The 18,687-nt window shown below is 66.0% G+C and carries 18 protein-coding genes and 1 tRNA gene; all 19 read right to left on the reverse strand.

The genetic code is table 11. The features are described from left to right. Positions 1-92: 92 nt before the first annotated feature. Positions 93-1,010 carry a Bax inhibitor-1/YccA family protein gene (locus ACV095_RS14630; protein WP_056393472.1) on the reverse strand — a complete coding sequence of 306 codons (918 nt, stop codon included), beginning with the start codon at positions 1,008-1,010 and terminating at the stop codon, positions 93-95. Between the two features lie 151 nt (positions 1,011-1,161). Continuing rightward, entirely contained in the window at positions 1,162-1,875 is a 714-nt protein-coding gene (locus tag ACV095_RS14635; protein ID WP_018770189.1) for an ABC transporter ATP-binding protein, read from the reverse strand. Then, complete coding sequence (locus ACV095_RS14640; RefSeq protein ID WP_018770190.1) at positions 1,862-2,809, reverse strand: ATP-binding cassette domain-containing protein; 948 nt, start codon at positions 2,807-2,809, stop codon at positions 1,862-1,864. The genes ACV095_RS14635 and ACV095_RS14640 overlap by 14 nt, the downstream gene beginning before the upstream one ends. After that, positions 2,806-4,053, reverse strand: a complete 1,248-nt coding sequence (locus ACV095_RS14645; protein ID WP_018770191.1) for a branched-chain amino acid ABC transporter permease — start codon at positions 4,051-4,053, stop codon at positions 2,806-2,808. The genes ACV095_RS14640 and ACV095_RS14645 overlap by 4 nt, the downstream gene beginning before the upstream one ends. Continuing rightward, entirely contained in the window at positions 4,050-5,057 is a 1,008-nt protein-coding gene (locus ACV095_RS14650; RefSeq protein ID WP_018770192.1) for a branched-chain amino acid ABC transporter permease, read from the reverse strand. Before ACV095_RS14650 ends, ACV095_RS14645 begins: the two co-directional genes overlap by 4 nt. A 156-nt stretch (positions 5,058-5,213) precedes the next feature. After that, positions 5,214-6,446 carry a branched-chain amino acid ABC transporter substrate-binding protein gene (locus ACV095_RS14655; protein WP_056393470.1) on the reverse strand — a complete coding sequence of 411 codons (1,233 nt, stop codon included), beginning with the start codon at positions 6,444-6,446 and terminating at the stop codon, positions 5,214-5,216. 242 nt (positions 6,447-6,688) lie between these two features. Beyond that, a tRNA-Leu gene (locus ACV095_RS14660) sits at positions 6,689-6,762 on the reverse strand. 110 nt (positions 6,763-6,872) lie between these two features. Continuing rightward, on the reverse strand, positions 6,873-8,339 hold the full coding sequence (locus tag ACV095_RS14665) for an NAD(P)/FAD-dependent oxidoreductase (protein WP_134164553.1): 1,467 nt from the start codon (positions 8,337-8,339) through the stop codon (positions 6,873-6,875). Between the two features lie 34 nt (positions 8,340-8,373). Continuing rightward, entirely contained in the window at positions 8,374-9,783 is a 1,410-nt protein-coding gene (locus ACV095_RS14670) for a S8 family serine peptidase (RefSeq protein WP_018770195.1), read from the reverse strand. Positions 9,784-9,786: 3 nt separating this feature from the next. After that, positions 9,787-10,734 carry a Ppx/GppA phosphatase family protein gene (locus ACV095_RS14675; RefSeq protein ID WP_134164555.1) on the reverse strand — a complete coding sequence of 316 codons (948 nt, stop codon included), beginning with the start codon at positions 10,732-10,734 and terminating at the stop codon, positions 9,787-9,789. After that, positions 10,731-11,402 (reverse strand): DUF501 domain-containing protein, encoded by a 672-nt coding sequence (locus ACV095_RS14680; RefSeq protein WP_478222146.1) that lies wholly within the window; start codon positions 11,400-11,402, stop codon positions 10,731-10,733. Before ACV095_RS14680 ends, ACV095_RS14675 begins: the two co-directional genes overlap by 4 nt. Before the next feature lie 27 nt (positions 11,403-11,429). After that, on the reverse strand, positions 11,430-12,110 hold the full coding sequence (locus ACV095_RS14685; protein WP_268002805.1) for an FtsB family cell division protein: 681 nt from the start codon (positions 12,108-12,110) through the stop codon (positions 11,430-11,432). 137 nt (positions 12,111-12,247) lie between these two features. Next, a complete protein-coding gene (gene eno, locus ACV095_RS14690) occupies positions 12,248-13,528 on the reverse strand; it encodes a phosphopyruvate hydratase (protein ID WP_018770199.1) in 1,281 nt (426 codons plus the stop codon). A gap of 118 nt (positions 13,529-13,646) precedes the next feature. Beyond that, positions 13,647-14,219 carry a MazG nucleotide pyrophosphohydrolase domain-containing protein gene (locus ACV095_RS14695; RefSeq protein WP_018770200.1) on the reverse strand — a complete coding sequence of 191 codons (573 nt, stop codon included), beginning with the start codon at positions 14,217-14,219 and terminating at the stop codon, positions 13,647-13,649. A gap of 61 nt (positions 14,220-14,280) precedes the next feature. Further along, positions 14,281-15,417, reverse strand: a complete 1,137-nt coding sequence (locus tag ACV095_RS14700; RefSeq protein ID WP_478222147.1) for an adenosine deaminase — start codon at positions 15,415-15,417, stop codon at positions 14,281-14,283. 53 nt (positions 15,418-15,470) lie between these two features. Beyond that, entirely contained in the window at positions 15,471-16,196 is a 726-nt protein-coding gene (locus tag ACV095_RS14705) for a DedA family protein (protein WP_018770202.1), read from the reverse strand. Between the two features lie 134 nt (positions 16,197-16,330). Continuing rightward, positions 16,331-16,960 carry a DedA family protein gene (locus tag ACV095_RS14710; RefSeq protein WP_478222148.1) on the reverse strand — a complete coding sequence of 210 codons (630 nt, stop codon included), beginning with the start codon at positions 16,958-16,960 and terminating at the stop codon, positions 16,331-16,333. Between the two features lie 6 nt (positions 16,961-16,966). After that, the gene (locus ACV095_RS14715; protein ID WP_478222149.1) at positions 16,967-18,283 is read right to left on the reverse strand and encodes a thymidine phosphorylase; all 1,317 of its coding nucleotides are present in this window, start codon (positions 18,281-18,283) and stop codon (positions 16,967-16,969) included. Continuing rightward, complete coding sequence (locus tag ACV095_RS14720) at positions 18,280-18,687, reverse strand: cytidine deaminase (protein WP_018770205.1); 408 nt, start codon at positions 18,685-18,687, stop codon at positions 18,280-18,282. Before ACV095_RS14720 ends, ACV095_RS14715 begins: the two co-directional genes overlap by 4 nt.

The raw sequence follows: 18,687 nt of genomic DNA on the forward strand, positions 1-18,687 counted from the left end.
CCTGATGCCGTCAGCCCTTAACGGCCGTGGGCCCCACCAGTCTGGTGGAGCCCACGGTTTTTGGTTTACGACGGCGGAAGCTGGCCGGGTGCCTAGTCGTCGCCGCGCAGGATGGCCAGCAGGCGGATGATCTCCACATACAGCCAGACGAGGGTGACGGTCAGCCCGAATGCAGCCGTCCAGGAGAAGCGCTGCGGGGCTCCGCTGCGGACCCCTTCCTCGATGCTGGTGAAGTCCATGATCAGCGAGAAGGCGGCGAGGCCGATGGCGAGCAGGCCGATGAAGACGCCCAGCGGGATCCCGAAGATCTCGACGCTGCGCAGGCCGAAGGGCTGCTGCAGGGCGCCGGTCCACATCAGCACCATGTTGACCAGGGCAAACACGGCGTAGCCGATGATGGCGATCATGAAGAACCGCATGGCCTTGGGGGTGGCCCGGACCTTGCCGCTCTTGAAGAGCACCAGGGTCACGGCAAATACGGACAGGGTACCGATGACCGCCTGCAGCCCCACACCGGGGAATTGGGTGTCGAGGATCCTGGTGAGTCCGCCGAGGAAGAGGCCCTCCAGCGCCGCGTACGCAAGGATCAGTGCCGGCGAAGGCTGCTTCTTGAAGGTGTTGACCAGGGCCAGCACGAACCCGCCCAGGGCGCCGACAATCATCAGCATTGACGCCAGCGGCAGGCCCACCGTGAGGGTGATGGCTGCGCCCACCAGCACGGCGCCGAGGCAGGCCGCGGTCTTCATGATGACGTCGTCGAACGTCATCCTGCCGGTGTCTGCGGGGCCGGCCGAGGGCTGGCTGTACATCTGCCGCAACTGCTCGTCGGTCATGCTCTGGGGTTGCGTGCCCCAGCCCTGCTGGCCGTAGGGCTGGCGGCCGTACGGTGCCTGGCCGCCATAGGGCTGCTGGCCGTAGGGAGCGCCGTAGGGAGCCTGCGGGACAGGCGGTGCCTGGGTGGCTCCACGGAAATTCTTTCCGTTGAAGATCGGGTTGCCGCCAAGTGCCATTGCGGGATTCCTCCATGTGGATGTGGGTGATGAGCTTTTTGTTACGCTACCAATTCCCACGCGGAGGCAGCCGGGAAAGTTCCCTTGGGGCCCGGTTGCAACCGAACCGTGACCGTTGCACCTTTCCAGGCACCGGGCCCCGTGCGGCGAACTACCCCACCCCCAGGTAGGCCTCCTTGATGGACGGGTCGTCCAGCAACTGCTTTCCTGTTCCGCTGTGGGTGATCTCCCCGGTCTCCAGCACGAAGGCGCGGTGTGCCCCGGCCAGGGCCTGGTTGGCGTTCTGTTCCACCATCAGGACGGTGGTGCCCTGGTTGTTGATTTCCTTGATGATCTTGAAAATCTGGCGGATGAACTGTGGTGCCAGGCCCATGGAGGGCTCGTCCAGGAGCAGCAGCTTCGGGTTGGACATCAGGGCCCGCCCAATGGCCAGCATCTGCTGCTCGCCGCCGGACATGGTGCCCCCGTACTGCTTTTCCCGCTCCTTCAGGCGGGGAAACAGGTCGAACACGCGGTCCAGGTCCTTCCCCACCCCGCTTCTGTCCTTGCGTCCGAAAGTGCCCATATCGAGGTTTTCCATGACGGTCATGCCCGGGAAGATACCGCGGCCTTCGGGGGCCTGGGAGATTCCGTGGACCACCCGGATATGGGCCTTCATCTTGGTGATGTCCTGGCCGGCGAACATGATCCGGCCTTCCGAGCAGTTCAGCAACCCGGAAATTGTCCGCATCGTGGTGGTTTTGCCGGCACCGTTGGCGCCGATCAACGCCACGACTTCACCTTCATCCACGGTGAAGGAGATGTTCCGCAGGGCCTGGATGCGGCCGTAGTGCACGGAAACGTCCTTAAGTTCAAGCAACGTCATCTTCGGGCTCTCCTAGGTAGGCGGCAATAACGCGCGGGTCCTCGCGGATCTCGCGCGGCAGTCCATCCGCAATCTTCTTCCCGAATTCCAGCACGACGATCCGGTCCGTGACGCCCATCACGAGCTTCATGTCGTGCTCGATCAGCAGCACGGTGTAGCCCTCATCCCTGATGGTGCGGATGAGCGCCATCAGTTCTTCCTTTTCGGCAGGATTGAATCCGGCCGCAGGCTCGTCGAGGCACAGGACCTTGGGATCGGTTGCCAGGGCCCGGGCAATCTCCAGGCGGCGCTGGTAGCCGTACGGCAGTTGCCGGGACAGGACATGCGCGTGGCTGCCGATGCCAACGAAGTCCAGCAGGGCCATGCCCCGTTCGATGGCGGACTTCTCCTCCCTGATGTGGGTGGGCAGGCGCAGCAGCGCCCCGCCGACGCTGGTCCGGTGCCGGGCGTCCAGGCCCACCACCACGTTTTCGAGGGCGGTCATCTCACCGAACAGGCGGATGTTCTGGAAGGTGCGGGACAGGCCCAGGCGGGTGATCTTGTGCTGCTTGATGCCGTTCAGGACCTGGCCTTCCAGCACCACCTTCCCGCTGGTGGGCTTGTAAACGCCCGTCATCGCGTTGAAGCAGGTGGTCTTGCCGGCGCCGTTGGGCCCGATGAGGCCCAGGATCTCGCCCCGCTTGATGTTGAAGCTGATGTTGTCCAGCGCCACGAGGCCGCCGAACTTGATGGTCAGGTTCTGGACTTCCACGATGTTGTCGCCCACCTTGACCGCGATGTCGCGGTCCGGGGCCACCTTCTCGGCAAGTTCCGGGTCCACGCCGGCCTCTGCCAGGGCTTCGATGTCGATCTCGGGCGCAACAGCCGCGGAGCCATCACTTGCCGGCTGTTCCTCCACGCTGCTGGAGCCGCCGTGCCTTTCCTCGGAGCTCATGCCTCCGCTCCTCTCTGTCCGGCCGCCCGGGTGTCGGGACCGGCTGGTGGATTGTCCGTGTCCTTGGGCTGGGTGACCTCGCGGGTGACCACCTTGTTCAGAGCAGTCCGTCCGTAGGCGAGCAACCGCTGCCGTGCCGGGAGCAGTCCCTGGGAACGGAAGATCATGATCAGCACCAGGGCAATGCCGAAGATCAGGTACTTGTATTCGGCAATGGCCGTGAACCTCAGCGGGATGTAGCTGACCAGGGCGCCGCCAAGGATGGCACCAACCTTGTTGCCCGCTCCGCCAAGCACGACGGCGGCGAGGAACAGGATGGACGTGGTGACGTCGAATTTCTGATTGTTGACGAACCCCACCTGCCCGGCGAAGAGGGCGCCGGATAGTCCGCCGATCGCTGCGCCGATGGCGAAGGCCCACACCTTGTATTTGAAGGTGGGAACGCCCATGATTTCGGCGGCGTCCTCGTCTTCACGGATGGCGATCCAGGCGCGGCCAACCCGGCTGCGTTCCAGGTTGCCTACCAGGAGGGTGACGATGATGATGATGGTCAACGTCAGCCAGTACCAGGGCACGCCGTTCGAGTTGGAGAAGATGGGCGTTCCGTCAGCCTCGGTACCCGGCGGGTGGCCAACGTTCTGGAAGCCCACCTGGCCCTTCATTGCCGGGATGATCGTGGCCAGGATGCGGACGATTTCGCCGAATCCGAGCGTCACGATGGCCAGGTAGTCGCCTCGAAGGCGCAGGGTGGGCACGCCCAGCACTACGCCGAAGAACATGGTGACGGCCATAGCGATCGGAATGGTCCACAGGTATGGGATATGCAGGAAGGGCGAGTCCGGACTGGTCAGCATTGCTGCGCAGTAGGAGCCCACGGCAAAGAAGGCGACATATCCCAGGTCCAGGAGGCCGGCGTATCCCACCACCACGTTGAGGCCGACGGCGATCAGTGCGAACCGGGCCATGTCGAAGCAGGCCAGGGCGAAGTTGTTGCCGGGCTCGGTGGTGATGATGGGCGGGTTCATCAGCGGGAGCAGGTAGGCCAGGACGACGACGATAATCAGGAACGCCCACTGCTGTTGCCGGGACAGTGCGTGCCACCGGTCGGAGAAGTACCCGGACTTGCGTCTGCCCCGCTGGCGGAGGTCGCTCTTTCCTGCGGCCTTCGAGGAAGCTTCGCGGTCCTCTGCTGCCTGTTGGGCCGCCGCTGTCTGCAGCGGTGTGGGGCCGTCCGTCATGCTCATGCTTTGCTCCTTCCAAGGGAGGTTCCCAGGATGCCTTCGGGCCGCAGCAGCAGCACGAGCACCAGCACCACGAAGGCCACGACGTCGGTCCACTGCGAGTTGCCCAGCAGGATCTGGCCGTAGTTGCCGATCAGGCCGAGCAGCAGGCCGCCCAGCAGGGCGCCGCGGACGTTGCCGATGCCGCCGAGCACAGCGGCCGCGAAGGCCTTGATGCCCAGGACGAATCCGCCGCTGTACTGGACACCGGACGGGATTTTCATGACATAGAACAAGGCGGCGGCTCCTGCGAGCAGGCCTCCGATGACGAAGGTGGTAATAATGATGCGCTCTTTGTTGACGCCCATCAATGTTGCGGTATCAGGATCCTGGGCAACGGCCCGGATGCCGCGGCCGGTGCGGGACTTGCTGATGAACCTGTCGATGCCCACCATCATGATCACCGCGGCGATGATGATCACCAGCTGCTGGGAATCGATGATGGTGCCGAAGACGTCGAAGATGGGGGTGGGCCGGAACATGGTCAGGGCAAGCTCGGGGCTGGGACCACGCCACAGGTAGATCAGGTACTGGATGGTGAAGGAAGCACCAATGGCCGTGATCAGGAAGACCAGGCGGGGGGCGTTGCGTCGCCGAAGGGGTTTGTATGCGATGCGTTCCAGCAGGAAGGCTGTGACGGCCGAGGCAACCATGGCCAAAACCAGCGCCAGCAACAGGTTCAGGATGATCGCCCAGATGTCGAGCCGGGGAACCGAGGGGCCGAAGCCCAGGCTGCTGAGGGTGAAGAAGACTGCGTAGCAGCCGACGATGAACACTTCCGAGTGGGCGAAGTTGATCAGGTTCAGCACGCCGTAGACCAGGGTGTAGCCCAGCGCTACGAGCGCGTAGATGGCCCCGAAGGTGAGGCCGTCAAAGGTGGCACTCCAGAAGTTCTGGGCCAGGGACGGTATGTCGAAGGTGATCCAGTCGTTTTCAGTCGGGAGTAGTGGGACAAGAGAGGGAAGCATGGGAACATCCTGATCCAGTTGCACGCGGCCTTGTGGGCCCGGCCGTGGGACTTGTGTCTATTGACGTAGTTTGGTCCTGGGCTGCTGCCAAGCGAAGAAAAGGCTGTGGGGGCCTGCTGATGCTGGCCCCCACAGCCATTGTCTTGCGCCGGGCTGCTACTCCCCGATGGGGCCGATGGGAACGATCTTCCCGTTTTCCACCTTGTAGCCGTACACGGTCGGGGCCTGGAGCTCGCCCTTCGCATCCCACTTGTAGTGCTTGCTCAGGCCGTCCTTGTCGTAGGCCTTGACCCAGGCAAGCAGGTCGGCGCGGTTCTGCTTGCCGGCGTCGATCCCGGACAGGAGCACGGTTGCGGCGTCGTAGCCCTCGATGGAGTACGTACCGGGTTCTGCACCCTTGGCGATGTCCTTGTAAGCCGATGCAAAATCAGGAATCAGCTCACCGGGGATGCAGGGGCAGGTGAAGTAGGCGTTGTTGGAAGCGTCGCCTGCCTGCTTGATGAACTGGTCATCCTTGACGCCATCCGGTGCCACGAACGTCCCCGTGAACCCCTTGCCGACCAGCTGCTGGTCGAACGGGGCGCCCTCTGCGTAGTAGCCGGCGTAGAAGACGGCGTCCGCCTTGGCGTTCATGATCTTGGAAATGACTGCCGAGAAGTCCTTCTGCCCGGTGGTCACCTTTTCCGTCCCGGCCAGTGCGCTGCCCAGGCCGGCAGAGGTGGAGGTTCCCAGGCCGATGCCGTAGTCGGAATCATCCTGGACCAGGTAGACCTTCTTGGCGCCAAGCTTCCCGGTGAGGAACTTGGCGGCCGCCGGACCCTGGACGGCGTCATTGCCGAGGCCCCGGAAGAAGGTGGTCCAGCCGTTGTTGGTCAGGCCCGGGTTGGTGGCCGACGGCGTGATGTGCACCAGGCCCTTCTGCTCGAAGATGTTGCCCGTGGCTTTGGACTCACCCGAGAACGGGAGGCCGACCACACCCAGGATGTCCGGCTCGCTCACCAGCTGGGTGACGGGGCCGGTGGCCTTGTTGGGGTCGCCTTCGGTATCGAACTTCTTGAACTGCACCTGGCAGCCCGGGTTGGCCTTGTTGTGCTGGTCGATGGCCAGCTGGATGCCGTTGAAAATGTTGACGCCGAGCTGCGCGTTGGGGCCGGTCTGGGCGCCGGCGTAGGCCAGCGTGGTGGTGGACGGGCAGGTCGCCTTGCCGTCGCCGGCGGGCTTGACCGCGCCGGAGGGAACGTCCACTTTCGAAATGGCGGGGATGTTCACTTTGTTGGACGAGCCGGAGCTCTCGGTGTTGCTGGGGCCTGCTTGGTTGGCGCAGGCCGACAGCAGCATGCTGAACGTGGCTGCCGCTGCCAACGAAGTGAGGACTTTCTTTCGGTACATTAATCTGCCTTCCGAAACAGGACCGTGCGATGCGGGTGCGGAACGGGCGCTGTGGCGCCCGGAGCGGGACCAGGTATTCCTGATTTAGCTTCAAGCTAGTGCATAGACGCCAGCGAACCTAAGTGACTGAGGTCACAGCCTTATAACAGTAGTTTCCTGTGGGGCATTAAACGCCGAAAGCCGCCTGCTGGGCAGGCGGCTTTCGGAACGCCGGGACGGCAGCGCCGTGCCGGGACAGTCTGTACCCCAGGTGGGACTCGAACCCACAACACGCGGATTTTAAGTCCGCTGCCTCTGCCAATTGGGCTACTGGGGCGCCGGGGTCAATGGTACCTGTGAATGGCACGTTGGCTGGAAACGCCGACGGCGGCCGGCCCCGCAAAGGGGACGGCCGCCGTCGGACGCTGTAAAGCGGGAGCAGACGCACTACTTGGCGTTGGCCGCCACCGTTTCCTTGGCAGCGGTGGTGGCGGTTGAACCAGAGCCGCCGGCCGGAACTGCCGCTGGTGCGGCTGCCGGCTTCGGGGCGGGGGTAGCTGCCGCGACGAAGGCGCCGCGGGGGTTGTCCAGGTCCATGAGCTGGGTGGTGTCCCGGCCGGCGAAGAAGCCGATGATCCAGTTGAAGATCACGCGGAACTTGCGCTCGAACGTGGGCATGGCCATGCCGTGGTAGCCGCGGTGGGCCAGCCACGCCAGCGGGCCCTTGAGGCCGATCCGGCCCAGGAGGTTGATGTTGGCAACGCCCTTCCATTCGCCGAAGCCGGCCACCGCACCAAGGTTCTTGTGCTTGTAGTCAGCCAGCGGCTTGTCCCAGCGCGAAGCCCACAGGTTCTTGGCAAGGCGCTTGGCCTGGCGCAGGGCGTGCTGGGCGTTGGGGACGCAGGTGCCGTCAGGCAGGCCCTTGCCGGTGAGGTCCGGAACGGCGGCGATGTCGCCTGCGGCCCACGCGTTCTCCACGATGCCTTCGTCCCCGGCAATGCGCAGGTCCGGCAGGACGCGGACGCGGCCGCGGGGCTCGAGCGGGAAGTCGGTGGAGCGGACCATCGGGTTGGCCTGCACGCCGGCCGTCCACACCAGGGTGTCGGCTTCGAATTCCTGGGCGGGGGTTTTGTCCGGAAGGTTGATGAGCTTCAGGGTGCCTTCGGCGCTGTCCAGCGAGGTGTTCAGGAGGACCTCGATGCCGCGGCTGCGCAGGTGGTCCACAACCCACTCGGCCTGCTTGGCGGTGACCTCGGGCATGATGCGGCCCATGGCTTCGACCAGGACGAAGCGGACTTCCTCCTGCTTGATGCGGGGGTTGTTGCGCACGGCTGCGCGGGCGAGGTCTTCCATCTCGGTGATGCACTCGATGCCGGCAAAGCCGCCGCCGACCACCACGAAGGTGAGGGCGCGGGCGCGTGCGGCGGGGTCCGTCATGGTGGAGGCAACCTCGATGCGCTCCAGCAGCTTGTTGCGCAGCGCAACGGCTTCCTCGATGGTCTTCAGGCCAATGCCCTTGTCCGCGAGGCCCTTGATGGGGAACGTGCGGGTGATGGCGCCGGCTGCGAGCACGACGTCGAAGTACGGAATTTCAAAGTTTTCGCCGCCGTCGGCGGGAGCCACCACAGCTGTGCGGTTTTCGTGGTCGATCGAGGTAACGCGGCCCTGGATCAGTTCCGTCTGCTTGAGGTGCTGGCGGTGGGACACCACCGCGTGGCGGGCCTCGATGTTGCCGCCGGCCACCTCGGGGAGGAACGGCTGGTAGGTCATGTAGGGCAGCGGATCGACGACGGTGACGATGCCACCGGCATTCGCGATCTTCTTCTGCAGTTTCAGTGCTACGTACAGGCCGACGTACCCGCCGCCGACGACGAGTACCCTGGGACGGTCCTGGAGCTGTGGGGTGGTTGCCATAGTTTAAGGATAGCGCAGTTTGTGAAAATCTTCACTAACTTGCCCCCCGGTCCGTAACGTGCGGATTACTGCGCGATTGCACCTGTTCCACTACCCCTGTCTCCGGCTCCTCCCGGGCAAGGGCCGGGTTCCGGGCAGCCCTCCGGAGAGAGATGCCGGCAGCAGCGATGATCGCCACGAACAGGACGGCAAAACCGATCACGACGGCGGCACCGATGGCAGTGTCGCGCTGAGAGGGTGCCTTGGCGGCCGGGACGGTGGCGTCCGGCAGCGTGGGTGCCGCGATGGGCGCTGAGGTGGCGGTGGGCTGGGGAGTTGCAGGCGCGGCGTTGCCGCGCCGGTGCACGCGGATCCATTCGGCTACGGTGCCCAACGGGTTCACCGACACCTGGGGGACGTCGGCCTTGAGCGCGGCCTCGGCGTTCAGGATGCCATAGCCGTACAGCGGGTCCTTGCCCGGAGGGCCGGCATCCTTTGCCGTGGAGACGATCCTGTTGATCACCTGTTCGGCGCTCATGTCCGGCCACTTGGACCGGATCAGGGCGGCGACGCCGGAAACGATGGGCGTGGACCCGGAGGTCCCGGCCCACTCCGCGTAGCTCCCGCCGGGGAGGCCGCCCAGGAGGTTCTCTGCGGGGGCAGCCACCCCGATGCTGATCCCCTGCGATGAGGCGTCCACGCTGGCCACGTTCTTCCGGTCCAGGCCCGCCACGGTGAGTACGCCGGGGATGGTGGCGGGGGCGCCCACCTGGGTGTTGCCGCCCACGCGGTTGCCCGCGGCGGCAACGATGACCACGTCCTTTTGTTCTGCGTACAGGAACGCGGCGTCCCAGCTTTGCGGCCACTGCGGGGTGGTGCTGCCCAGCGAAATGTTGATCACCTTGGCGCCGTTGTCCACGGCCCAGCGGACGGCCTCGGGAATCTGGTCCTGGTCGCTTTTGCCCGAGGGGTTGGCCGAGCCCAGCCAGGTGGAAACGGACAAAAGCTGGGCCTCCGGCGCCACGCCCATGATCCCGTCCGGCGGAGTGCCGGGCTGCCCGGGACCCGGGCTGGGGCTTGCACTGGCCGGCTGGTGTCCGCGGCCGGCCAGCATGGTGGCCACCAAGGTGCCGTGTTCGGGTTTGGAGCCGACGCTTTTCTGGCCGTCGGGCTGGCCGGAGCCCGAGGCGTCGTAACCGCCGACGACCGCGCCTTTGAGGTCCGGGTGCTGGGCGTCGATGCCGCTGTCAATGACGGCCACCTTGACGCCGGCACCTTTTGACACCTCCCAGGCCTTGGTAATACCGGAGTCTGCCAGCCAGTATTCCTTGTCGCGCCATTCGTCGGCGTTTGCGGCGGGTGCAGTGAAGAGGCCGGCGCACAGGCAGGACGCTGCCAGGAGGACGGCTACGGCGGCGGCCGCCGCACGGGGCAGGAGCGGGATGGAAGCTGGGGTGGAGTGCATGGCCTAACCGATGCTCAGCGCGATGCCGTCGAGGATGTCGTGCTCGCTTGCGGTGGCCGCGGTGATGCGCCCCCCGGTCAGCTCCCCCATCCGTTCCAGGATGCGGCGCCATACCAGTCCCCCGGCGCCGATGACGTCCACGCGTCCCGGGTGCATGTACGGCAGTGCCGCGCGGCGCGCCCGGGTCATGCCCAGCAGGTCGGTGGCGGCGGCGCGGACTTCCCCGATGGGGAGTTCGGCGCCGTGGATTGCGGCGGGGGAATACCCGGGCAGGCGGAGCGCGTGCGCGGTAATGGTGGTGACGGACCCGGCAACACCGACGACGGCGGTGGCGCGTTCCAGCGGTACGTCGCGCCCGGCGCGGGCCATGGCAGCGTCCACGTCGGCTTCCGCGGCAGCGATCTGTTCGGCGGTGGGAGGATCGTTGCGCAGGTGCCGTTCGGTGAGCCGGACACAGCCGATGTCCACGGACTTTGCCGCGGTTACCCCGGCTGCGGTGCCGAGGACGAATTCGGTGCTTCCACCGCCGAGGTCCACCACCAGCACCTGGTGGCCGTCGAGGATGGGCAGGACGCTGCTGGCGCCGGCGAATGACAGTGCCGCTTCCTCGTCCCCCGAGATCACCTCAGGTTCCACTCCCAGCAGGTCCCTGATGCCGTCCACGAAGACGTCCCGGTTGCGCGCATCGCGGCTTGCGGAGGTGGCCACAAAGCGGATCCGCTCCGCGCCGTGCTCCTTAATCAGCCGGGCGTAGTCAGCCGCCGCGGCAAAGGTCCGGTCCAGCGCCTCCGGGGCCAGTTCGCCGGTAGCATCCACGCCCTGGCCCAGCCGGACCACGCGCATCTCCCGGACGACGTCGGTGAGGTTCGCGGCGCCGCTGCTGCGGTCGATGTCCGCAATCAGCAGCCGGATGGAGTTGGTGCCGCAGTCGATGGCGGCCACGCGGGTCATTCGGCGGCCTCTGCGGCGCCGGCGGACTTCCGCACGGGGGCAGGGCGCCCCACGATGTCCGGCAGGCCCTGCGGTCCGTGGCGGCTGAGGTCCCTGGACGGTGCCTCGCCTGTGGTGTCCCAGGCACCGTCGCAGTAGCACCTGTCCGCCGCCCACCATTCGCTGATCATGTCAAGCGCCTGGTCGCCCAGGGGATTGACGCCGCTGCCTGCCGCCAGGGAGTGGCCCACCAGGACGTGCAGGCATTTGACTCGCGTGGGCATCCCGCCGGCGGAGACGCCGTCGATTTCAGGCACAGCGCCGATGCCCGAACGCTCCCCGATGGCCGCACGGGCAGCGAGGTACTCCTCGTGTGCTGAGCGGTAGGCAGCCGCGAGCCCGGCATCGCCTGCCAGTTGTTCATTCATGCTGTTCATGACGCCGGCCGCTTCAAGCCTGGAAACCGCGGACGTGATCACCGGGTGCGTCAGGTAGAAGGTGGTGGGAAAGGGGGTGCCGTTGCTGAGACGCGGGGCGGTGGCAGCCACCAGGGGGTTTCCACAGACGCAGCGCGCCGGAATCTCCACGACGTCGCGGACGGGGCGTCCCAGCTGCCTGCTCAGTACTTCAAGGTCGTGTGCTGTCGGTTGGCGGGATTCGTCCCGGGCGGCTGCCGTGTTGTGTTCCATGTTCGCGGGCCGTCCTTCCTGTGCGGTTCAGTCTGTGGCCGCGCGCCTGATGGACTCCCACAGGGAATCCACCCACGGCAGATCGGCGGGGTCTTGTGCTGCTGCGCCGGCGGGGCTACTGCTTTCTCCGGCCGGCTCATCGCTGCCAAAAACCCAGTAGCCGGTTTCGCCCGGCATAACCATGTTAATGCGGTCGCGGGCCTGCTGTTTGACGTAGTTGGGGTCCTGCCACCGCGAAACCTGCTGCCGGAGGGCATCGCCTTCCGCCTGGCGTGCGGCGATATCGGCATTCAGCGCGTCGATTTCGGCCTTTTTGTCGAAGAAGATCTTCACCGTGGGCGCCAGCATGATGGTGATGGCAATCATCACCACGGCCAGCGCCAGCATGCGGCCGGAGAACGCCTTGGCGGGGACAGGGTGCTGATCCTCATCGCCGTCCCGGACGCTCTTGCCGTCAACGGAACTGCTGCCCTTGCGTGCGGCGGAAGGCCCGGACTTGGCTGCCTGCGATGCCTTCGCCGCGGCCTTGCCCGCAGTTCCACGCCCCGGGTTATCGCCCGCCGGTGCTTTGCCCGTCGTAGCGGCGCCCTTGCCCGGCCGGAAATCCGCCCGGATGACCTCGGCACCGCCGGCGGATCCGTCGTCGGCCGTTTCCTTGGCTGGACGGGCGGGGGCGACCTTGGGAACTTTGGGGCGGCGGGTAGCCATGACACTCCTGAAACGCAGCCTGCCTGGGCAGCCACTATCTGTGCTGGACAAACACTGCTGAAACAAATGCTGCTGGAAACAACAGCGGTGGCTATGGTCTTTCAACCATAGCCACCGCGGATGGGTTTAGGCGGTTACTAGCCCTTGAAACGCGGGAACGCGCTGCGTCCGGCGTAGCGTGCGGCGTCGTCGAGTTCCTCTTCGATGCGCAGCAGCTGGTTGTACTTGGCGACGCGCTCGGAGCGGGCCGGGGCGCCGGTCTTGATCTGGCCGGCGTTGGTGGCCACCGAGATGTCGGCGATGGTGGTGTCCTCGGTTTCGCCGGAGCGGTGCGAGGTGATGGTGGTGTAGCCGGCGCGCTGGGCCAGGCTGACGGCGTCCAGGGTCTCGGTCAGGGAACCGATCTGGTTGACCTTGACCAGCAGGGAGTTGGCGGTCTTGGTGTCGATGCCGCGCTGCAGGATGGAGGGGTTGGTGACGAACAGGTCGTCGCCCACCAGCTGGACCTTGTCGCCGATGGTGTCGGTGAGGGTCTTCCAGCCTTCCCAGTCGTTCTCGTCCAGCGGGTCTTCGATGGAGACCAGTGGGTAGTCGGCCACGAGTTCGGCGTAGTACGCGCTCATCTCGGTGGCGGAGAGCGCTTTGCCTTCGAACTGGTAGGCGCCGTCCTTGAAGAACTCGGAGGAGGCAACGTCCAGGGCCAGGGCGATGTCCTTGCCCGGGGTGTAACCGGCGTTCTTGATGGCTTCCTGGATCAGGTCCAGTGCTGCACGGTTGGACGGCAGGTTCGGGGCGAAGCCGCCTTCGTCGCCGAGGCCGGTGGACAGGCCCTTTTCCTTGAGCACGGACTTGAGGTTGTGGTACACCTCGACGCCCCAGCGCAGGCCCTCGGAGAAGGTCTCGGCGCCGATCGGGGCGATCATGAATTCCTGGATGTCGACGTCGGAATCGGCGTGGGATCCACCGTTGAGGATGTTCATCAGCGGCACGGGCAGGACATGCGCGTTGGGGCCGCCCAGGTACTTGTAGAGCGGCAGGTCGGCAGAGGCCGCGGCTGCGTTGGCGACCGCCAGGGAGACGCCCAGGATGGCGTTGGCGCCCAGCTTGCCCTTGTTGGGGGTGCCGTCCAGGTCCAGCATGGCCTGGTCGATGCTGCGCTGGTCGGTGGCGTCGAAGCCGGTCAGGGCGGGGGCAATCTGGTCGATCACGGCGTCGACGGCCTTCTGCACGCCCTTGCCGAGGTAGCGGCCCTTGTCGCCGTCGCGCAGTTCGACGGCCTCGTGCTCGCCGGTGGAAGCGCCGGAGGGAACGGCCGCGCGGCCGATCTGCCCGTCGGAAAGCAGGACTTCAACTTCTACGGTGGGGTTGCCACGGGAATCGAGGATCTCGCGGGCGTGGATGGCATCGATAAGCGCCATGAATTTGCTCCTTATGGGCGATTAACGGGGGGAATCAGGCAAAAAACTCGACGTACTCGTCAGGGACTAGCGTAGTCGAGAGTGGTCCGGGTTACTCAAACCGGCCGGGGCCGTGACGTCATGATGGCGCGTGGCCGCCTTGGTAACGGCGGACCGCGGCACGGAGGGCACGCTCAGCGTCCATGCCGTTGTCACGGGCGGAACGCACGACGGCGAGCAGCAGGTTTCCGAGTTCCTCCTCGCTTTGAGGGACGGCAGCGCCGTCGGGAAGCCCGAGGCCCGCGCGGGCGGCACGGTCCAGCGACTTTTGGGCCTTGGCCAGCGCCGGGAGGGCCTCCGGGATGCCCTCAAAGGCGCTGGGCCGCTCCGGGCGTTCGGCCCGCTTGACCTCGTCCCACTTCTGCTCGATCTCCTCAACGGTGGCCGGGAAGCTCTCCTGCAGGGAACCGTCAGGTTGGAACACGTGCGGGTTCCGGCGGATCATTTTGGCAGCCAGGCCGCGCGCCACGTCGTCGAACTTGAACGCACCGCGTTCCTCGGCCAGCCGGGCGTGCAGCACCACCTGGAGCAGGACGTCGCCCAGCTCGCCCTGGAGTTCGGCGTCGGGGTGGCCCTCCTCGATGGTTTCGGCCACCTCGTACGCCTCCTCCAGGAGGTACTCCACCAGCGAGGCGTGTGTCAGGGCGCCCATCCAGGGACAGTGCTCACGCAGCTGCCCTATGACAGTGACGAGCCTCCCGACGGGCGCCTGGTCAACCAAGGTTGGCGTAGGCGTCGTTGATGTATTCCACCAGCGCTTCCTTTTCCTCCAGGGGCAGGAAGGACGCTTCGGCGGCGTTGAGGGTCAGCTCCAGCAGGTCGTCGAGGTCGTAGTCGAAGGTTTCCACCAGCAGGTTGAACTCGTCGGTCAGGGTGACGCCGCTCATCAGGCGGTTGTCCGTGTTGATGGTGACGTTGAAGCCCAGCTGGTAGAGCATGTCCAGCGGGTGGCTCTCGATGCCCTCACCGAATTCTGCAATCGCGCCGGTCTGGAGGTTTGAGGACGGGCAGATTTCCAGGGCGATGCCGCGGTCGCGGATCCAGCTGGAGAGGTCCCCGAGGGTGACCAGGCCAACAGTGTCCCCGGCTTCCCCGTCGTCGTCGAATTCCACCATGATGTCCTCGGCGATCCGGACGCCGTGGCCCAGGCGGAGGGCGCGGCCGTCCACCAGCGCGGACTGGATGCTCTCCAGCCCGGCCGCCTCGCCGGCGTGAACCGTGGCAGGGAAATTGTGCTGGGCCAGGTAGGTGAAGGCGTCCCTGAAGCGGCTGGGCAGGAAGCCGTCCTCGGCCCCGGCGATGTCAAAACCCACTGCGCCCTTGTTGCGGTGGCGGACGGCCAGTTCGGCGATCTCCTGGCCACGGTCGGCGTGCCGCATGGCGGTGATCAGCTGGCCCACCTGGATTTCGCGGCCACTTTCGGACACGGCTTCGACGCCGGCCTCCAGGCCATCCTGAACCGCTTCCACGGCTTCATCAAGGCTCAGGCCCTTCTGGAGGTGCTGCTCGGGGGCCCAACGCACTTCGCCGTACACCACGCCGTCGTCGGCGAGGTCCTCAACGAACTCCTTCGCGACGCGGAACAGACCGTCGTAGGTCTGCATCACGGCAACGGTGTGGTCGAACGTCTCCAGGTAGCGGACCAGGGATCCGGAATCCGCTGACTCCCGGAACCACTGCCCCAGGGCCACCGGGTCGGTCGAGGGGAGTGTGTGGCCTACGGCCTCCGCCAGTTCGATGATGGTGGTCGGACGGAGTCCTCCGTCCAGGTGGTCGTGAAGGGAAACCTTGGGCAGGCTCTTCAGGTCAAAATCGATGGCAGGGGCAGCGTCAACAATAGGCTCAGTCACGTTCCCACCTTAGGGTGGGCCAGAGTTCAAAGCCAGCCGTTCAAAGCCCGGCGCTACTTGGCCGCGGGACCGGCCTCTGCCGACGGCATTACAAGGGCCTGGGTGCCGGGTCGTCCCTCGTGGCCGGAGCCGGAGGTTTCATCGCTCCACCCGTCCGCGTCAGGTGCGTCGTTCCGGCCCAGCCGTTTGTGCCACCAGCGCAGCAGGTGGTCAATGACGATGCCCAGGACAATCGCGAACACGACGGCGATACCTGCGCTCAGCAGGGGGTTGTGGTGCAGCCAGGGGAACGAGCTGGCCAGCACGCCGATACCAAGGGAGTAGCCCACCCAGGTGACGCAGGCGAAGGCGTCGAAGACGAAGAACCTGCGGTGCGAGAAGCCGGTGCTGCCGGCGACGTAGTTGACCGCCACCCGGCCCCAGGGGATGTAGCGGGCGGTGAAGATCAGTACGGCACCCCGCTTTTCAAGCTCATACCGCGCCCAGGCGAAGACCTTCCGGACTTTGGGCCGGCGCATCCACCCCCACCGGTCCAGGCCAATCTTCCGGCCGAGCATATAGGCCATGTTGTCGCCGCAGATGGCGCCGACCAGGGCCGTCAGGCCCAGGATCCAAAGATTGGGCTCGCCGCTGTGACGGGAAAAAGCCGCCAGCGCAACGATCAGCGTCTCACTGGGGACCACCATGGCGAAGCCGTCCACGAAGAAGAACACCAACAGGACGGGGTAAATCCACCATTGGCCCGCTGCATGGAGCACGGCCTCATTAATAAACTCCACGCGGTGTTGCTCCTGTATAAAAAATGACACAGCCAAAGTGCCGCAGCCAAAGCGGAAATCGTTCCTAAGTGTCCCATGCGGGAGCCGCAATGCGCTACGCCCCGAAGCCCGGAATTACAGGTTAAACGCGCTGGTCAGGCACCGGGTTCCCGGATCCGCTCCACGACGTTGGGTTTGCCCCGGAATTTGTTGATTACCAGGTCCACCACAATGCCCAGGGCTACGGCGCACACGATGGCGATTGCCGCGCCCAGGAGGTGGTTGTCCTCGAACCACTGGCCGAAGAAAAGCCCGATCGCCACCGAGTAGCCGGCCCAGAGGCTGGCCGACAGGATGGTCAGGCCCACGAACCGAAGATGCGGGTAGTGGGTGACGCCGGCGGTCAGGTTGACCGCCACCCGCCCGATAGGGACAAAGCGGGCCACCAGGATCAGCGAGGCGGGACGCTTCCGCAGTTCGCGGCCCGCCCAGCGGAACGCGCTTTGCATCCGCGGGCCGCGCATCCAGGCCCAGCGCCCGGTGCCCACCCGCCGGCCCAGGAGGTAGGCGATGTTGTCACCGGAGAAGGCACCGGCGGCCGCCACCAGGGCCAGGAGCAGCGGGTTGGGCACATCGGCGGTGGCGGCGACGGCTGCAAGGCCCACCACCACGGTTTCGCTGGGGACGGGCGGGAAGAAGCCGTCAATGATGCAGCAGGCCAGCACCAGTACCAGCACCCAGGGCTGCCCGGCTGCGGCGAGGATGAAGTCATTGATGGCCTGCATTGGTGCCTATGCTATGCGGTCGATGATGAGCTGCTGGGCAGGCCGCGAACCTTCCGGAGCGATGACCACGGCATGTTCAAGGGCTTCCCTGGCCCGCGCGAACCGCTCAGGGGTGTCCGTGAGCAGGGTCATCAGGGGTTCCCCGGCGCGCACTGTGGCGCCGGGCTTTGCGTGCATGCGCACTCCCGCCCCCGCCTGGACCGCGTCCTCCTTGCGGGCACGTCCGGCGCCCAACCGCCAGGCGGCCACCCCTACGGCGAGTGCATCCAGTTCCACCAGCACACCGTCCGCCGGAGCGTAAACGACGTCGGATTCCCTGGCCACCGGCAGGCCGGCCCGGGGGTCGCCTCCCTGGGCGGCGATCATCCGGTTCCAGATGTCCATGGCCCGGCCGTCCTTGAGGGCAGCAGCGGGGTCGGCGTCATGCACTCCTGCGCAGGCGAGCATTTCCTCGGCGAGCCGGACGGTCAGTTCCACAACGTCATCGGGACCGCCGCCCGCCAGCACCTCCACTGATTCCTCCACCTCGATGGCGTTGCCGGCGGTGAGCCCCAGCGGGGTGTTCATGTTGGTCAGCAGCGCCACCGTGTTGACCCCCGCATCCTTGCCCAGCGCCACCATGGTCCCGGCGAGTTCGCGGGCTTTGGCCTCGTCTTTCATGAACGCGCCGCTGCCCACCTTAACATCCAGGACCAGCGAGCCGGTGCCCTCGGCGATCTTCTTGCTCATGATGGACGACGCGATCAGCGGGATGGCCTCCACGGTGCCGGTCACGTCGCGCAGGGCGTAAAGCTTCTTGTCCGCCGGCGCCAGGCCCGCTCCGGCGGCGCAGATCACAGCCCCCACGTCCTGGAGCTGGGCCAGGATCTCGTCATTGGAGAGGTTGGCCCGCCACCCGGGAATGGATTCCAGCTTGTCCAGGGTTCCGCCGGTGTGCCCCAGCCCACGGCCTGACAGCTGCGGAACGGCCACGCCGAACACTGCGACGAGCGGGGCCAGCGGCAGGGTGATCTTGTCCCCCACACCGCCCGTTGAATGCTTGTCCGTGGTGTACTTCAGGCCGCCATCGGGGCGCCGGAGGCTGGAGAAATCCATCCGTTCGCCGGAGGCAATCATTGCGGCGGTCCACCGGGCAATTTCGGCGCGGTCCATGCCGTTGAGCAGGATGGCCATGTTCAGGGCTGCCATCTGTTCATCCGCGATCGCTCCGCGGGTGTAGGCATCGATGGTCCAGTCGATCTGTTCGGGGCTCAGCGTTCCCTTGTCCCGCTTGGTGCGGATGATGTCAACGGCGTCGAACGCCTCAGTCCTGCTCTCGTTCACCGGGTCTCCTCCAGGTGTTCGGGACCAAAGGCGTCGGGCAGCACCTGGTCCATGGTTTTGATGCCCTGGGCAGTCATGAGCTGCATATCCGGGGCGCGGAATTCGTACAACAGCTGCCGGCACCGGCCGCAGGGCATGAGGATGTTCCCCGCCCCGTCAACGCAGTAGAACGCTCGGAGCAGGCCTCCGCCGGTCATGTGCAGGTTTCCCACCAGGGCGCATTCCGCGCAGAGCGTCAGCCCGTAGCTGGCGTTCTCCACGTTGCAGCCGCTGACAATCCGGCCATCCCCGGTCAGGGCCGCGGCTCCCACCGGGAACTTCGAGTACGGGGCGTAGGCGTTCTTCATGGCGGCGACTGCGGCCGCCTCCAGGGCGGCCCAGTCCACCGGCTGCGTGCCGGCCAT

This window comes from Arthrobacter sp. JDC6, from assembly GCF_056484025.1.

Bases quoted from the DNA above. Each gene is read 5' to 3' on its own strand.
- ACV095_RS14630 (WP_056393472.1), bottom strand. From the start codon at position 1,010: ATGGCACTTGGCGGCAACCCGATCTTCAACGGAAAGAATTTCCGTGGA.
- ACV095_RS14635 (WP_018770189.1), bottom strand. From the start codon at position 1,875: ATGACGTTGCTTGAACTTAAGGACGTTTCCGTGCACTACGGCCGCATC.
- ACV095_RS14640 (WP_018770190.1), bottom strand. From the start codon at position 2,809: ATGAGCTCCGAGGAAAGGCACGGCGGCTCCAGCAGCGTGGAGGAACAG.
- ACV095_RS14645 (WP_018770191.1), bottom strand. From the start codon at position 4,053: ATGAGCATGACGGACGGCCCCACACCGCTGCAGACAGCGGCGGCCCAA.
- ACV095_RS14650 (WP_018770192.1), bottom strand. From the start codon at position 5,057: ATGCTTCCCTCTCTTGTCCCACTACTCCCGACTGAAAACGACTGGATC.
- ACV095_RS14655 (WP_056393470.1), bottom strand. From the start codon at position 6,446: ATGTACCGAAAGAAAGTCCTCACTTCGTTGGCAGCGGCAGCCACGTTC.
- ACV095_RS14665 (WP_134164553.1), bottom strand. From the start codon at position 8,339: ATGGCAACCACCCCACAGCTCCAGGACCGTCCCAGGGTACTCGTCGTC.
- ACV095_RS14670 (WP_018770195.1), bottom strand. From the start codon at position 9,783: ATGCACTCCACCCCAGCTTCCATCCCGCTCCTGCCCCGTGCGGCGGCC.
- ACV095_RS14675 (WP_134164555.1), bottom strand. From the start codon at position 10,734: ATGACCCGCGTGGCCGCCATCGACTGCGGCACCAACTCCATCCGGCTG.
- ACV095_RS14680 (WP_478222146.1), bottom strand. From the start codon at position 11,402: ATGGAACACAACACGGCAGCCGCCCGGGACGAATCCCGCCAACCGACA.
- ACV095_RS14685 (WP_268002805.1), bottom strand. From the start codon at position 12,110: ATGGCTACCCGCCGCCCCAAAGTTCCCAAGGTCGCCCCCGCCCGTCCA.
- eno (WP_018770199.1), bottom strand. From the start codon at position 13,528: ATGGCGCTTATCGATGCCATCCACGCCCGCGAGATCCTCGATTCCCGT.
- ACV095_RS14695 (WP_018770200.1), bottom strand. From the start codon at position 14,219: ATGGGCGCCCTGACACACGCCTCGCTGGTGGAGTACCTCCTGGAGGAG.
- ACV095_RS14710 (WP_478222148.1), bottom strand. From the start codon at position 16,960: ATGCAGGCCATCAATGACTTCATCCTCGCCGCAGCCGGGCAGCCCTGG.
- ACV095_RS14720 (WP_018770205.1), bottom strand. From the start codon at position 18,687: ATGGCCGGCACGCAGCCGGTGGACTGGGCCGCCCTGGAGGCGGCCGCA.